The following is a 15,906-nucleotide window of genomic DNA, read 5'->3' as shown; positions in this document are numbered from 1 at the left end:
ACGAGGTACACATTGAAACGGGAAACGAATTGGGGACAAAAAATTCGGAATTCGATCATATTCCTAATTATTAGCTTTTTGATCGGACTAACTTTTTCGTGCGGAGAAAAAGAAGACTCCGATAGCGGGACCGTTGTTAAGGACATTGCCTGGCAAGGGGCGTATTCATCGATACCGGAAGCTTTACGAAAAAATAATCCGATTGCATCCAGCGACGCTAAGAAAGGCGGAACTCTCCGAATTTACAGTCATCAGTTTCCGAAATCCTTAAATTACTATCTGGAACAGTTTTCCACTACGGCGGAAATATTTCAAACGATGTTCGAGCCCCTATTGGAGTATCATCCGATAACATTAGAGCCCATTCCTCATTTGGCTAGCTCCTGGAAAATCTCCGCCGATAAGAGAAAATTCACTTTTACGATCGATAAGAACGCAAAATGGTCCGACGGAGAACCGGTTACCGCAAAGGACGTTCTCTTTACTTATGAAACCTTAATGAACAAAGAGAACAATACTGCCGTGTTTAGAATCGGTTTAGCGCGGTTCGAAAAACCGACAATATTAAACGAATATGAAGTCGAATTCACTCAGAAAGAAATTCATTGGTCTAATTTTGAAACGGTGGCACATTCCCTATTTATTCTTCCTGAACATCATTTTAAGGAAAAAGATTTTAATAAGGAAAACTTCGAATTTCCCGTAGTTTCGGGACCGTACGAACTTTTGTCCGCCAAAAAAGGGAGATACGTTCGTTTACGTAGGCGAGGAGACTATTGGATGCGTGCTTATCCGTTCTATAAAGGAAGCGATAACTTCGACGTTCTCTTATTTAAAGTATATACCGAGGAAGCGGTCGCCTTTCAGGCATTTAAAAAAGGGGATATCGATATATATCCGGTGTATAAGGCTTATACTTGGGTGAAGGAAGCGACAGGAGAACCGTTCGATAAAAATTATATCGTTAAGCAAAAAGTGTATAACGATAAGCCGCTAGGTTTTCAAGGGTGGGTGTTCAATATGAGGCGGCCGCCGTTCGACGATGTTCGTGTTCGTAAAGCGATCGCACATTTGGTAGATCGGAAACTTTTAGTGAACAAACTTGCTTTTAACGAATACGACTTAACCGACGCGTATTATACGGGAGTATGGCCCGGAAATTCCACGCCTAATCCTCCGATCGATTACGATCCTGCAAAGGCGCGAAAACTTTTAGCGGAAGCCGGTTGGAAACCGAATGCAAAAGGAATTCTCGAAAAGGGCGGTAAAGAATTTAAATTTTCCATCTTGGATAGAGATAAGGGAACGGAAAAATATTTCACAGTTTTTATTGAGCGTGCAAAAGAGCTCGGGATCCAGGCTAGTATCGATCTCACTGACTTAGCGGAATGGAGCTCACGCATAGATAAATACGATTTTGATATGACTTGGGCCGCTTGGGGAGGCGGATTATTTCCCGATCCCGAACCTATGTGGTTTTCAAAATACGCCGACGAAACCGGCCAGAATAATTTGGCGGGATTTAAAAGTACCGAAGTCGATAAATTAATCCAGGAACAAAAAACGGAATTCAGCGTACAAAAACGCACGGATATCCTTCGTAAAATCGATAAAGCTTTAACGAAGGAAGTTCCTTATGTTCTACTCTGGAATACAAAATCAACTCGATTATTGTATTGGAATCGATTCGGATATCCGACAAATCCATTAGGACGCTTTAATGGAGAAAACGGCGCTAATCATCTCTGGTGGTTGGATGAGAATAAATCGGACTTATTGAACTCCAATAAAAAGTCTAAAAGCGCAATGCCTACATATTCTCCCGTGCTTAAGTATTCTCCGCAGCTTTAGAAAAATGGCAAAGAAGGGAAGACTCTCCGAATTTGGAGATGCGATTCGGAATTTCTGGAACTCTCCGGGAATTCCCAACTTTATCGAGATCCTAGAAAAGGGACTCGATAAAGAACTTTTCTTCGACCCCGAAAAGGCCGGAGAGCGGATACCGCTCGAAGATCTTCCGATTGATTTTCGTCTCAGACAATCCGGATTCTTCCGGAAATTATACGAAAGGGTTTTTCCCGTTTCTCATGTCTTCAGAATTACTCACCGTTACGGTCGGGAATTCCTGGATAGCTTCATGCCGCTCGCATCAGAGAACTATATCGGACGCGGTTCATATAAGTTCGTGTATGCGTTACCTTGGAACCAGGTTGTTAAAATAGGAAAATCGAAGCTGCCATCCGATCCTATTTTCGGTTCGTTGTACAAAGAGGTCCAAAGAAATCTAGGAAAATATCTAAAGCCGGAAGAAATCCGTCTGATGGAATTCCTGCAAAACGCCACCTGGAAAGAGTCCGCGAAGGACGAGATTCGATTTAAGTTCGCGAGATTGGGTTTGGAGCGGCTTCATTATTGGAAACTCAAAAGCTTGATTCCCGATCTGGTGCTTCCTACTCGATTTTTTATGGGACTCCGGTTTCGCAAAAGTCCGTTTGGAATTCCCGTCATCACTCTCACTCCATGCGATAACCAAAATCTTTTACCGGGAAAGCACTTAAAAGAGTTCATCCGCTTAAACGAGAAGATTCGACAAAACCCTATTCAGGACGCTCTTTTCCCCAAATGGAAGTTAAATTTCGATACTCATAGATTCGGAGTTATCAGCAAGGCTAAACTCAAAAAGATCGCCATGGATTTTCATAGAGTTATCGAAGTGACCCGTTATTTAGCTAACGAGGAAAAATTAATCTTCGATATCCATTCGGAAAATATCATTATTACGATTCCGGATTTCGAATTAAAAATTTTCGACTATCATGTTTTCGACGAGCACCTTTACGAACCGAGCAAGGAAAACCCCTCGCCCGAGGTCGATCATATCAATCTGATCAAAGAGTTTGTGAGGTCTTTCGACTTAGGTTGACGTCTTCCTAACACGGCTTTTTCCCGTTTACGGAAAGCTTAAGGTTCAAAATCCTATCATAGAGAGGGGAGATTTCCCCCAGGAAGTTCCGATGATCGACCGTTATTCTAACCCGGAAATTGCAAGAATCTGGGAGCTAGAAAATAAATTCAATATTTGGAAGGAGATCGAAATTCTCGCCTGCGAAGTGAGAACTAAGAAGGGAGAAATCCCGGAAGAGGATTTCGAAGAGATTCTGTCCAAAGCTCGTTTTAAGGTCGATGAGATACTGGAAATCGAATCGAAGGTTCATCACGATGTGATCGCGTTCTTAACCAATATGAATTCTTATATCGGTCCCGCCGGACGTCACGTACATCACGGTCTTACTTCGTCCGATATCGGCGATACCGCCTTATGTGTACAAATGGTGCAGGCGATGGAACTCATTCTTCGTAAGACCGATCAACTGATCGAGGCGATCCGAGAAAAGGCGATTCAGTATAGAGACCTTCCTTGCATCGGTAGATCTCATGGAATTCACGCAGAGCCGATGACTCTCGGATTAAAATTCGCTCTTTTTTATGAAGAGATGCGGAGGAACAGAAGCCGCCTTCAAATTGCAAAGGAAGAAGTCGCGGTCGGCAAACTTTCCGGCGCGGTCGGGACTTATTCCAATATCGAACCCGATATAGAAGAGTATGTATGCGAACGATTAGGTTTAAAGCCGGATCCGATCGCGACTCAGGTCGTGTCTAGAGATAGACATGCAGCATATATGTCCGCTCTCGGCGTGACTGCCGCTAGCTTAGATCGCTTTGCTACCGAGGTTCGTCTCTTGCAAAAGACCGAGGGTCGCGAAGTGGAAGAACCGTTTTCCGTGGGACAAAAGGGTTCCTCGGCGATGCCGCATAAACGAAATCCAGTGATCTGCGAAAGAATTTCAGGAATCTCCAGAGTTGTGCGTTCGAACGTGCAAACGGCTTTGCAGAATGTTCCGCTCTGGCATGAACGGGATATTTCTCATTCTTCTGCCGAACGAATCGTTATCCCGGATTCGACGATAGCGCTTGAATACATTTTAGATAAGATGCTCTTTGTAGTCAAAAACCTGCATGTTTATCCTGATGCAATTGAAAGAACGTTAGGAATTACGCGGGGCTTAATATTTTCTCAAAAGGTCCTTCTTCACTTGATCGAAAAAGGAGGAATTACTCGAGAAGATGCGTACTCGATAGTTCAAGGACATGCGATGGCGGTTTGGGCTGACCAAACTCAGACCTTGAAAGGAAGACTCGCTGCGGATCCGAAAGTTCAAGCCGTTCTGAAGCCGGATGATCTGGACTCAATTTTCCGAATCGAACCTTACCTGGCAAAAGTCGGTCTGATCTACAAACGTCTTGGATTAGAATAATCTGATGGATTCTTTCGCAATTCTCGGATTAGGTTATACCGGATTGCGAGCACTTCGCGCATTGGAAGTTGACCTTCCGGTTTTAGGTTTTTCGGCAAACACTCATACTGAAACCTCTAAAAAATTCGATTTCGCAAAACCGGAAGCGATCCGAAGGTTTAAGTCCGAATTTGAAATCTCCCCTTTTGATGCTTTGATCGTAACCTTCCCGATTCATTCTCTTGCTACCCGGGATTTGTTTTTGGAGGTCTTGCCGAAAGTCGCTCGCCGATTTTGGTTGCTCGGGACGACGAGTGTTTATCGACGCGGAGGGGATATACTCGAGACGACCGCTAAAAATTCCGGCCACGAGCGTTACGAAATCGAAGACCGATTCTTGGAGAGCGGGGGAAAAATTTTAAGGCTTTGCGGGATCTACGGACCGAAACGGAATCCGGGTGATTGGGCGCGAAAAGGTCTGGTTAAAAAAGCCAAGCGACAACTGAACTTAGTTCATGTTGAAGATATTATTCAAGTTCTTCGAAGAATCCTCCTAGACAGTCAGGATGGTCTCCCATCGGAGCTTTTATTATCCGACAACCAATGGCATACTTGGTTTGAAATCTTCCGGTTTTTGGAAGATAATGGAAAAATCGACCCGAGAAAGGAGGAGGAATCGGATCGGGAAGACGCATTTGTCGACAGCAGTCTAATTAGGAAATTTCTTCCTGGTTTACAAACAAAGGACTTTTGGGGAGAATTGGAAAAACTGGAAGAACTCACTTGATCTCCGAGATCACAAATATCCTTCATTATTTTTGTCTTTCGAATTTAATCTTTCTCATAGGATTATTTGCCTGGAGATATCATTACGATCTCCGAATTCGAATCGCGGCAGGTTTCTCTTTCGGGATAATCTGCTATATTATCCTTTCGTTGGATCCGGACAGACTTATTCTTCTTCCGATTCGTGTCGCGTTATTCGGAGGACTTCTTAGTTTACCATTTTTTTTCTGGATCTTGAGTTCCGCCATATTCGTGGATAATTTTAAGCCGAGGATGTGGCATTGGTCGTTATTGGCGGGAAAGATTTTGATTTCAGCTTTACTGGTTTATCCGGTATTGGATGAAATCAGTATGAGGGGGCCGATCGAATCGGAAACCGTACTCGCTCATATCATAGTTCCTACATTACTTTCTCTTGCATTCGTTCTTGCTGCGATTCTGCAGACGTACTCAGGAAGAAAAGACGACTTAGTGGAAACTCGACGCAGATTGAGGGAGGTCCACATTCTTGTTACGGGAAGCGTAATCACTTTCGGGATTTTCTCTCATCTGATTTTACGCGGAAAAGCTCTCTCTGAAATTCTGGATTTATTGAATGTGATTCTTGCTTGGGGATTAATCCTTGCGTTCATGCATTTAGTGCTCGAGCTTAAGGACGGTTTGGTCGATCCGGAGCCTGACGGAGAAAGCGAGGAAGAAGAACGGGTCATACAAGCGGACCCGGCTTTAAAGAAAAAATTGGTCGTCGCTTTCGAAGAAGAAAAGCTCTATCGAAAGGACGGATTAACGATAGGACAATTGGCGGAAGATTTGGAAGTTCAGGAATATAAATTAAGGCGTCTAATTAACCAGGCGATGGGTTTTCGAAATTTTCCCGACTTCCTGAATCGGTATCGGATCCAAGAGGCGTGTGAGATCCTATTGGATTCGAGAAAGGATGAGCTCCCAATCATTCGAATCGCTATGGATTTAGGATACCAATCCTTGGGTCCGTTTAATCGGGCATTTAAGGAACTTACCGGCGTAACGCCGACCGAATTTCGTAAAAATCGCGAAAGGCAACCTCAGACGTAAAATTGGCCGATAATTCCTCCCCGATTTCGGAATCGGCTAGCTGTTTTCAGGATCTAATAGGATTTCGCCGCTCTAATTGTTAAAATATGAAAGTGAAAAGAAACTAAGGTAGCGAGGTGGAATCATGACTGAGTTGGTTCAAAAAATCGGATACGAAGGTTACTACGTATTCACGCTCGTGACACTATGGGTAAGATATTTATTCATGGCCGGGTTAGCTTATTTCTTTATATGGTATGTTTTTAGGGATAAATTGAAACACAGGATTATCCAATCGCGATTGCCTGAAAAAGATAAGATTTATTACGAGCTTAAATATTCCGCCCTAACTTTATTTATTTTTGCCGCTTCGGGAATCTTGGTCTATTGGATGAAAGAGCAAGGCTTTACTTTATTGTACGATAAGGTTTCCGATTACGGAGTCGTTTACATGGTCTTCAGCATCGCGGCATTAATATTGTTACATGATACGTATTTTTATTGGACTCACCGGTTAATGCATCATCCGCTCCTATTCAAAAGAATGCATTTAACTCATCATAGATCCACAAACCCATCTCCGTGGGCCGCTTTTTCTTTCCACCCATACGAAGCGGTCGTCGAAGCGGGGATTATACCTTTAGCGGCCTTGATCTTGCCGATGCATTCGATAGCCCTTTTGGTTTTTTTCTTTTATAGCAATTTTCTAAACGTTTTAGGTCATCTCTCCTTCGAACTATTTCCGAAAGGATTTTTGGATAATAAACTTCTTAGATGGCATAATACCACGACGCATCACAATATGCATCATCGATATTTTAACTGTAATTACGGATTATATTTTAATATTTGGGATCGATTAATGGGAACGAATCATCCGAAATATTTGGAAACTTTCCGGGAAGTTACTAACCGGGATCCGGAAGAAGTTTCGGTCACTGTTGCAAACACGCAAAGCGTGTGATCAAAGTAACGGATTAACCTAAGATCGGGAATCGAACTCGAGTCATCGTTCCTTGACGATGAGTCAAATCGAGAACGTTTCCCTTTAGTTGTTTGGCTAACAGATCTACGAGTTCTAAACCCATGGACTCGGACGGTCGAGCTTTCGAGTCTTTACCACCTCCGTTATCGCTCACTTCTAAGTGAACCCAGTTACCTTCTGTGTAAAAAGCGATCCCGAGCGACTTTACTTCGACGGAAGGCATTGAAGTAAACGCATGTTTTAAAGCGTTTGTGACTAATTCGTTTAATATGAGACCGATCGGGATAAACGCGTTTTGCCTAAGAGGAACCGGTTCGCAGCGAAGATCTATCTGAATCTCGTGCGTCTGGTATCCGAAAGATCGTAAAAGACTTTCAACGAGTCTGCCGACGTATTCGGGAAAGAACTCATCGCTAACGGAATTTTTTCCGTACAGCGATTCATGCACGTAAGCCATCGACTGGATTCGATTTTGGCTTTCGGAAAGCACCGATTTTGATTCGGATTCTTCGCTCAAATCCATGTGCATGGATAGCAAACTGGAGAGCACTTGTAGATAATTCTTCACTCGATGATGGACCTCCCTTAGTAGGATCTCCTTCTCTTCAAGAGTTTTTGACATTATCTCTTCTGCGGCCTTTACTTGGCTAAAATCGGTGATAAATCCCTCTAAAGCTAAAATTTCTCCATTTTCTCCCTTTACGGCGGAACCTTGTTCCCAAGCCCATCGAAGGCAGCCATTTCGATGCAAAATGCGATAAACCAGACGATAGGATTGATTTGCGTTAATGGCAGTCACGACCTCATTATAGACTCGTTCACTATCCTCTTCATGGATAATACTTCCGAACGAAACGGTCCGATTATCTACGAAATCGGAAGGAGAATAGCCGGTTAATTCAAAGCATCCGTCGCTAATAAATTCCATCGTCCAGTCGATGTTCACTTTGCATCGATATGCGATTCCCGGTAGATTCTTTATCAAAGTGGAAAGCTGTCGTTCACGCTCCTTTAGGGCGCTCTCGGCCCTCTTGAACGGTGTGATATCCGTACTCATAGCGAGCGCACCTTCATAATTTCCGTGAATATCGAAAATCGGGCTACTGGACATCAATAACCAAATGGATTCGCCTTTTTTATTTTTAAAATGAAATTCGTGAATTTCGCTTAATCCTGATTGCCTTTCGGTTAATCTCTTTTCGACGTTCGCTTTATATTCAGGTTCGATAAAGTCGAATAGGGATTTTCCGATAAAATCCTTTTTTGATATTTCAAGAAAATCGCACATCTTATCGTTCACAAAGGAAGTGTTCGCGTCTTTATCGATCATCCAAATCCCTTCCTGAGTGGTATCTATTATCTTTTTATAATTATTTTGGGTTTTCTGTAACGTGTTTTTAGTCTCTTCGAAATAAAATAACAGAATGGTGATCGCGGCGGAGGTTCTAAAAAAACCGCCGATTAAAAAACCGATATGCGCATATTCAGGCATCGGTCTCAGAACCGGATAATTTAGAATGAGAAAACCCCATAGAATGAATATCCAGCCCGTGAGCGTTTTCCCGATATTGTTTTCCGTTAATTTTAAAAAGGAAATACCGGTAAATATCTGGGAAAATCCGATTAGGATATAAACCGGAGTCATCAATAAAAAATTTTCGGTATTAATAAGGTCTAGATAGACGGCCCAGACTCCGACGATCACAAAGATTACTTTCACTATGCGCGGCGTGGACCTTTTTAAGAAATACATGCATCCGGCCAATTGGAAAGTCGCAATTAAAAAATCGAAGGTCACATTAGGATAGAATCTGTAAATCTCGCTCATTCCCGCTGCTAAAAAGATATTGCCGACGTAAAACAGAATATGGAAGAAGCAGCAGATGGCCCACATAAGCAGGGCTTTCTGTTTTTCCCTATAATAGAGATAGAAATATATGGAGAATAAAAAAATTCCCGACGGCAAGGAGGCTAGAAGTGACGGCAATAGCCAGGGATTCGACACGAGTTTCTAGATCCTCCGGAGCGAGCGTATTTCCCTTTACGGGAAAATTATTTATGAATTAGACGAAATTCCTTCATGCAATACTGCCCTTTCTCTTTGGAGTACTCAGCTAACGGTTCGATTGCATATCCTAGACTGTCGGTTCTCTTCTTATATTTGTCGGGGAGCTCGCAATTCGGCCCGACATAAATGAGTCTGTCGAATTCTTCCCAGTTTTTCCAGCGATATTTATTATCGTTCCTGTATTTGCCCTTATCCAAAGTCTTTAATCTGAACAAAAGATCGAGCTCTGAAGCTAGAACGCGTCCAGGCGTTTGAAAATTTTCCTCGTCATGGAAGGCGTTAAATGCTATGTATTTTCCTCCCGGATCTATCTCGGAGGCAAAATCGCGCGCAGGCTGAAATACTTGCTCTTCGAAACCCTTTAAACAGAATGCATGCGACTGATAATAGGAAACATTTAGAAGACCTCCCGTTCTGAAAAATAAGGAGATCCCCCAGGCAAAAATGATTCCCGAAAATAAAAACATCACAACTTGGCTTTGCCATTTTTTCGAATCTTTGATTGCTCGGAAGAACCATAAACTCAAAATCCAAAGTAAAGCCGGTAAAGGGTAAAAGACATGCCTTAATTGTTTGTTGCCGGTAGTAATATCGATCACGATGTACTGTAGGAAGACGACTGCTGAAATCGCGAATAGAGGATCTTTCAGTGCGGCGGGCCAGGATAAACCTTCCAACCTTACAAGTAATGAATCCAATTTTCCTTCCGGAGAATTCGGAAGAACCCGGTCATAGGTTGATTTTATATTCGCATCTTTATCTTTCGATCTAAGATAAAGCCAGATTGCGATGAGTATGCACGAGCCTATAAAAAAAATACGAAAAACCCAGGGATCGTCGAATACATGACTCGCCGGGATCCTATCACTTGGAGATTCGAAAAGGCTTAGTATGAAACTTCTGACATATTTGTTCACGATCATTTGCGCGTTTACTAGGCTCATGACCCTGTCCAAATTGGCAAACAGCCAGACGAAACTCGGAAGTATCGCGTACATGTAAAGCACTCGAAGGGACGGAGGCGTGAAGCTTTTAGCTTCATCGCTGTATTTAAATAAGAAATAATTAAAGTCTAAAAATAGGATGACGGTTAGAAAATATAAGACTTTCTTAAATGACCTTTGATCTAAATTCCAATCCGTGACGACTCGTAAGACAGGAAGGGAAAAAACGAGCCCGACTACTAATACCAGAAAAACTAAGCGTAAGTTTTTGTAATGAACCCGAATCGCAAACCGGAAGAAACCGATCACTTCTGGAAACCGGGAAATTCCTTCATACAAAAATAGGGAAATAAAAAGTAAAAGACCGTAAGGGTATTTTGTGAAAAATAAAGAGAGCAGGGCCAAGGAAACGAGCACCGGAACTTTACTTCCTTTTTGCAATTCGGCGCCCGGTCCTAGATTTTGCACCGAATCGTAGAGTCTATATAACGAGAAATAGACCCAAAGCAATACGAACATTCCCTGCGTTTCCAACATTGAAGATAAACTGTAAGCGGGAGTTTCGGTCGTATGAAGAGACATCGCCAGAATAAATATGGAAATTGCGCCGGAGAAAACTAATGAGCCTGTGATTCGAAAGCTGATATAAATTATTGTGGGAAAGCAGAGCGCATAAAATATTAATCCGAGGAACGAATCTTTCCAAGTGATCGGCCAATCTCCGGGACCCCAAAGCATAAAGAGAGAAAAAATCGACCTGAGAGGAGGCCATGTCGATGCCTCTAAAAAAGGAAAGAAGCCGCGCCAATACCTTCCGTCTCGAAAATCCTGATATTGGTCTAGTAATTGGTTGAGGCGAATATTTTCATCCCAGGTAAGCAGATCTTTTATCGGGCAGATGTTTAGGAATGCAGACCAATTCTTCCAGATCATGATTCCGGTCAGAAACAATGCGGCCGAAATTAAAAAAAAGCCTAGAATTCTATCCGAAAGACGATTCATTTTGCCCCCAAACATCCGTAGAGTTTTCTCGATCAGGTTACAGGATGCGTTTTTGGGGGAAAGGATTTTTCCTAACCGGAATCAGCAGGCACGGTTAGACGATTTCGTACGGTTAGAGATCCTCGATTTTATTGAGCGATGAAACGATTCGAAGAGTTTGTTCTTAAAAGAAAGATCGTTAGCTCCGGACCGATTTCTTTTTAGGAGCCGTCGCCGTCTCAGTGGAATAAATTTTTTCGACCACATACAGAGGACGATTCTTGGATTGGTCGTTAACTCTACTTAAATATTCCCCGATCATCCCGAGCGCAAGTAGCTGAATCCCGCCAAGTATCAGAACCACGATCATTACCGAGGTCCAGCCTTGAATGGTATTATTCGTAAATAGCTTCAAATATAAAATATAAATCGTGTATAAGGCTCCGGCAAATGCGGCGGAGAAGCCCAGATAAGACGAGAGCTTTAAAGGCGCTGAGGAAAAAGAAGTGATTCCGTCTAATGCGAATTTTAGCATCTTCCCGACGGAAAATTTGGTTTCACCGTCGAAACGCTCATCACGATCGTACTCCAATCCTGTTTGGCGAAATCCGATCCAAGCGATTAGTCCGCGGATATACCGATGTTGTTCTCTCATGGAGACTAATACGTCGGTAACTCTGCGACTCATAATACGAAAATCACCCGTATCGATGGGAATATCGAATCGGGTTAATTTTTTCAAAGTTCTGTAAAAGAGATGGGCCGTGAGAAGTTTGAAAATCGATTCGCCTTCACGGGTTCTTCTTCGCGCATAAACGACATCGAACCCATCCTTCATTTTTTCAAATAAATCGGCCACGAATTCGGGGGGATCTTGTAGGTCGCCGTCCATAACCGCCACCGCCTCGCCTCGGGCCACATCGATTCCCGCGGTAATAGCTAGCTGATGCCCGTAGTTTCTGGATAAATTCACGAGGAAAAAGCCAGGGGTGGACTCGCATAACTCTTTTAGAATTTCCGCGCTCTCGTCGCGGGAGCCGTCGTTTACAAATAGGATTTCCGAATCGGCGGGACCGAAGCCGAATTTGGTTTTTAAGATTTTTAAGAGGGAATTCAGTCGCTTAGCAAGCTCCGGAATTGTTTTTTCCTCATTGTAAATGGGAATGACGACGGATAGAAGGGGTGGTTTGGAAGCCATCTTTGACGATGGTACGTTGTTTCATTCCGGTCAAAATGTCGATCATTATTCCACATAATTCTTTCGGCCGAAACCGATAGGCGTCCTTTCTTGCAAAGCAGGGCCGGATTTGAGAGTGATCTCGTAAAAAAGGACTTTACAAGACGACTATAATGCAGATCCTATATTTGCACAAAAATCCAAGAAAGGGTTATGAAAATCAAAGTCACCACGAAAAACGACGTCCACATTATCAAGATCGAAGGACCCATCAAGGCTGGAAACGAATTCGAACTTGGACAAAAAATCGAGGAGTATATCTCGAAGGGTGACGTCCCGAAGTTTATTATCGACCTTAAAAAAGTGCCCTTCATCAACTCCGCCGGGTTGGGGATGTTCTTGAACATCTACAAACATATCGACGGACTCAAAGGAAGAATGGTTTTTACCAACCTAAATTCCGATATTGAGAACTTGATGGAGATTACCAAACTCGCTAGCATTTTTGAGATCTACAAAACCTTGGAAGAGGCTATCGAGTCTTTCGAATACTAATTTTACCCGAAATTCAGGTGGCCTCTCCGGTCTTTCAGATCCTCAAAAAGCGAAAAGTTTCCTTAGCCATAGTTGTCGGGCTATTTCTTCTTTATCACAGTCTCTTTAACTCCTTTACCGGACAGATTCTCTTTGACAGGGTTTTTGTGCCGCTTGTCCGGGGGGAAGTAAAAGGGAATGTGCAGAAGTTCTCCCTGCTTTACGGCATCCGAATTCAAGATTTGACCGTTCGTGCTTCATCCGAATGGGGCAGCGAACCGCTTCTCGCTCTGAAACGGTTTGAATTTTCTTACAATCTTCCGTATCTCTTCTTTGGAAGATTGAAGCTATCCAGGATATCCCTCGAGGATCTCGAGTTGAACCTGGTTCAAAAAGGGAAAATTTGGAATGTCGCGACAATTCTTCCGCCTTCGAAAAACGCATCCGAACCTCCGCCGGCTCCTTCTTCCGAATCCTTAACACAGATTCGCACCTATTTTCCGGTTAGCGCATTCTTCCGATTCGAACTCAAAAATATGAAGATAAGTATTCGGTCGAGCGGAGGATCGAAATCATACTCGGCCGGACTCCAAGGATTGGAATTTGGGGTGGAGCTCGATACGAAACGGTTTACGAAAATTCCTCTGGATCTGACCGCTTTGCAGTTAATCGACGATTTTCAATTCAGATTGAATCCCGAAAAACAGATCCGTATTCGATTCGAAGATTCTTCCAGGAGTCTGGACCATCCGTTTCGATTTACTTGGATTTGGGAAAGAGGAAACTCCCTGGAGGCGTTTCGTTCGAAATTGGATATAGGATCCGAACAAATTCCTCTACGACTTAGGAATCGCTTAGTGGCGCCCTTCGGATTCTCGTTTAAATATGATTTAGAATATTCTCCCGATTTGAAGGAACTCATACTCGGAAATTTGCAGTTTAAAGTGAATGAGGACTCCTGGTTGGAAGGTAGCGGAAAAATTTCCGGGGTCGGAGAAGAATCTCAACTCGTAAATGTCGCTTTACAGAAATCTAAAATTCGTCTAGCTCCGGTTTCCGATTTTCTTCAGAGCTTGGGGTTTACGGGAATTTTGATGCAAGGCGAAGCTTCTTTAGCCCCGGTCTTGCTGGAAGGGACCACCAAGGACCTTCGGGTAATAGGAGAAATCAAAGCTAACGGATTGGATTTAAGACTTGCCGGCAAAACTTATCGTATTCCGGAATTGTATCTGGATTGGGACGCAAGATTTTATCCCTCAACGACTCAGGCCGCTACAGGATCGAATCCTCTTCCGTGGATCGGAGCTTTAGACATAAAAAAACTTAAAATTTTGTACAATGAGGCGACTCTATTCGGAACGCTATTCTACTCAGGAGATCCGAAGATTCGGGAGCGAGCGTTAAGTCTCGATTTGAAATTGGATCGGCTTTCACTCGCTCCGTATTCGCAGGGATTGGCCGGACTTTTATCCGCAGATTTGGGAGTCCGTGCCGCCGACTTTTCTTCGTTGGATCTGAATCTAAAAATGAAAGCGACCGGGTTTCGTTTTGCATTCGGCCGAGGGAACTCGGGAAATATTCTTTTGGACGGAAAATTAAAAGGAATATTAAAATTTCCTGATAAAGCTTGGGAATTGAAAGAGATTCATATCTCCCCTCTTTCGATCGGGATATCATCCCCGGCGGGAAATGAATCCTTTAGCTTTGAAAGCGGAGGTAAAGTTCGCTTGGGGGAACTCTTAAGCGTAGATCTAAATAACGCTAAATTAAAGTCGAATTTAGACGAGTTGCTCCCCCTCTTACCGTTGGTGCTCCGGGAATCTTTAATACCTCTCCGTTCACAATTGGGCGCTAACATCGGACTTTCCGGAGATATCGGCTATTCTAAAAAGGGACCGATTCAGGAGATCAAAGCAGGATTAGGATTGCAGATACCGGCCTTAGAGATCAAGGACGGTAAGCTTAAGGTCGGTGTTTTGATCGACGGTTCTCCCGCGGATAAAATCCATTTGAAGCAGATGGACTTTTCCGCATTTGCAGGCAAACTTTCCTTCCAGTCATCGGGAATCTTGTCGCGTCCGAAGCAAGACCAGGTTCCGCCTTCCATGGGTCCTTTTTCACCGGATCTAAGCGGATCTTTCCGTTTACTCTCAAAGGAAGACGCGTACTTGATCAAGGGATTGACGTTTCGAGGAGATTTAAGTCTCGGTTTCCGATGGGCTGGGTCTATGATTTCCGGTAATTTTTCCTCTAAGGAATCAAGTCTTTACGTAAGCAATAGGCTTTGCCCGAGTCCGGAATGCAAGCTGTACAGGATAGACGGATTGAATGCCTCGGTTCCGTTCCAGCACGACGTTTCAATGAAAGAAACTAGAAATCTGATCGAAGGCGATAAGCGAAAGTTTGTGATGAATTACGGTCGGTTACCGGAGCCGAATTTTACGATTAGGGAAATAGTGGGAACTCATCCTGCCCTAAAAGGATTGCCGTTCGAATACGTAAAACCGAAAGGAGGATCTCCGGGACTCTCCGCAAACATAAATTATTCGGAAAATTATTTACGAATGGATTTCCTTAAAGTATACACGTTGGACGGAGAAGTTCTTGGAAAAGACGTAATCATAAACGTCGGTGCGGGAGCTCCTGAAAAAATGGAATATTCGTTGGCGTTGCGGGTAAAGGACATCGATCTTAAACAATTGCTTCCGAGTCGCAGCAGAGGTAAGATCGACGATGGTAAAATCAAAGCGGATATAAATCTTTGGGGAAGAAATCTCGGCGATCCGATTCCAAACCTAAATTTATTCTTCAGCGTTTATCAAATCGGTCGCGACTTCGGCAAAAGTGCGATAAATATTTTCGCTCCGTCCAACTTGCTGACTGATTTCATATACACTAGCTATGCAGTGGATAAAATCGAATTAGAATTGTCTAAAGGACTGGTCTACGCCGTGATTTTGTTCAAGAGATCCGTCTTGGGGACGTTCGTCAATTTGGAGAATAATCAGGTTTCTCAGCAAAGAATGCCGTTGGCCAATTTCTTAAAACGAGCCCAGAGCGAAATCGAGACGTATAATAAGTGA

At 43.2% G+C, this 15,906-nt stretch carries 11 protein-coding genes; 8 read left to right on the top strand and 3 right to left on the bottom strand.

Going from position 1 to position 15,906, the window contains the following annotated elements:
• Window positions 1-12: 12 nt before the first annotated feature.
• From LEP1GSC058_RS00310 to LEP1GSC058_RS00285, 6 genes are all read left to right on the top strand, one after another.
• A complete protein-coding gene (locus tag LEP1GSC058_RS00310; protein WP_016547575.1) occupies window positions 13-1,851 on the top strand; it encodes an extracellular solute-binding protein in 1,839 nt (612 codons plus the stop codon).
• Window positions 1,852-1,855: 4 nt separating this feature from the next.
• A complete protein-coding gene (locus LEP1GSC058_RS00305; RefSeq protein WP_016547637.1) occupies window positions 1,856-2,923 on the top strand; it encodes a hypothetical protein in 1,068 nt (355 codons plus the stop codon).
• Window positions 2,924-3,014: 91 nt separating this feature from the next.
• Entirely contained in the window at window positions 3,015-4,316 is a 1,302-nt protein-coding gene (gene purB, locus LEP1GSC058_RS00300) for an adenylosuccinate lyase (protein WP_016547701.1), read from the top strand.
• Between the two features lie 4 nt (window positions 4,317-4,320).
• Window positions 4,321-5,082, top strand: a complete 762-nt coding sequence (locus LEP1GSC058_RS00295; RefSeq protein WP_016547615.1) for a Rossmann-fold NAD(P)-binding domain-containing protein — start codon at window positions 4,321-4,323, stop codon at window positions 5,080-5,082.
• On the top strand, window positions 5,079-6,155 hold the full coding sequence (locus tag LEP1GSC058_RS00290) for a helix-turn-helix transcriptional regulator (protein ID WP_016547711.1): 1,077 nt from the start codon (window positions 5,079-5,081) through the stop codon (window positions 6,153-6,155). The genes LEP1GSC058_RS00295 and LEP1GSC058_RS00290 overlap by 4 nt, the downstream gene beginning before the upstream one ends.
• 124 nt (window positions 6,156-6,279) lie before the next feature.
• The gene (locus tag LEP1GSC058_RS00285) at window positions 6,280-7,098 is read left to right on the top strand and encodes a sterol desaturase family protein (protein ID WP_039947784.1); all 819 of its coding nucleotides are present in this window, start codon (window positions 6,280-6,282) and stop codon (window positions 7,096-7,098) included.
• 13 nt (window positions 7,099-7,111) lie between these two features.
• On the opposite strand, the gene LEP1GSC058_RS00280 is transcribed toward LEP1GSC058_RS00285, so the two are convergent.
• The 3 genes from LEP1GSC058_RS00280 to LEP1GSC058_RS00270 all read right to left on the bottom strand — a co-directional run bounded on the left by LEP1GSC058_RS00280 (window position 7,112) and on the right by LEP1GSC058_RS00270 (window position 12,310).
• Window positions 7,112-9,124 (bottom strand): PAS domain-containing protein, encoded by a 2,013-nt coding sequence (locus tag LEP1GSC058_RS00280; RefSeq protein ID WP_016547596.1) that lies wholly within the window; start codon window positions 9,122-9,124, stop codon window positions 7,112-7,114.
• A 47-nt stretch (window positions 9,125-9,171) separates the two neighbouring features.
• Window positions 9,172-11,133, bottom strand: a complete 1,962-nt coding sequence (locus LEP1GSC058_RS00275) for a hypothetical protein (RefSeq protein WP_039947782.1) — start codon at window positions 11,131-11,133, stop codon at window positions 9,172-9,174.
• Between the two features lie 178 nt (window positions 11,134-11,311).
• The gene (locus LEP1GSC058_RS00270) at window positions 11,312-12,310 is read right to left on the bottom strand and encodes a glycosyltransferase family 2 protein (RefSeq protein ID WP_016547741.1); all 999 of its coding nucleotides are present in this window, start codon (window positions 12,308-12,310) and stop codon (window positions 11,312-11,314) included.
• 192 nt (window positions 12,311-12,502) lie between these two features.
• On the opposite strand from LEP1GSC058_RS00270, the gene LEP1GSC058_RS00265 reads away from it, so the two are divergent.
• On the top strand, window positions 12,503-12,844 hold the full coding sequence (locus LEP1GSC058_RS00265; protein WP_010411951.1) for an STAS domain-containing protein: 342 nt from the start codon (window positions 12,503-12,505) through the stop codon (window positions 12,842-12,844).
• Window positions 12,845-12,861: 17 nt separating this feature from the next.
• Window positions 12,862-15,906 carry an LIC_11026 family protein gene (locus LEP1GSC058_RS00260; protein ID WP_016547517.1) on the top strand — a complete coding sequence of 1,015 codons (3,045 nt, stop codon included), beginning with the start codon at window positions 12,862-12,864 and terminating at the stop codon, window positions 15,904-15,906.

The sequence above is a fragment of the Leptospira fainei serovar Hurstbridge str. BUT 6 genome (genome assembly GCF_000306235.2).
GTDB classification, from domain to species: Bacteria; Spirochaetota; Leptospiria; order Leptospirales; family Leptospiraceae; genus Leptospira_B; species Leptospira_B fainei.
This window is presented reverse-complemented; position numbering and strand designations above follow the sequence as displayed.

Coding starts and splice junctions, on each gene's coding strand:
- LEP1GSC058_RS00305 (WP_016547637.1), top strand. CDS start 1,856: ATGGCAAAGAAGGGAAGACTCTCCGAATTTGGAGATGCGATTCGGAAT.
- purB (WP_016547701.1), top strand. CDS start 3,015: ATGATCGACCGTTATTCTAACCCGGAAATTGCAAGAATCTGGGAGCTA.
- LEP1GSC058_RS00295 (WP_016547615.1), top strand. CDS start 4,321: ATGGATTCTTTCGCAATTCTCGGATTAGGTTATACCGGATTGCGAGCA.
- LEP1GSC058_RS00285 (WP_039947784.1), top strand. CDS start 6,280: ATGACTGAGTTGGTTCAAAAAATCGGATACGAAGGTTACTACGTATTC.
- LEP1GSC058_RS00275 (WP_039947782.1), bottom strand. CDS start 11,133: ATGAATCGTCTTTCGGATAGAATTCTAGGCTTTTTTTTAATTTCGGCC.
- LEP1GSC058_RS00270 (WP_016547741.1), bottom strand. CDS start 12,310: ATGGCTTCCAAACCACCCCTTCTATCCGTCGTCATTCCCATTTACAAT.
- LEP1GSC058_RS00265 (WP_010411951.1), top strand. CDS start 12,503: ATGAAAATCAAAGTCACCACGAAAAACGACGTCCACATTATCAAGATC.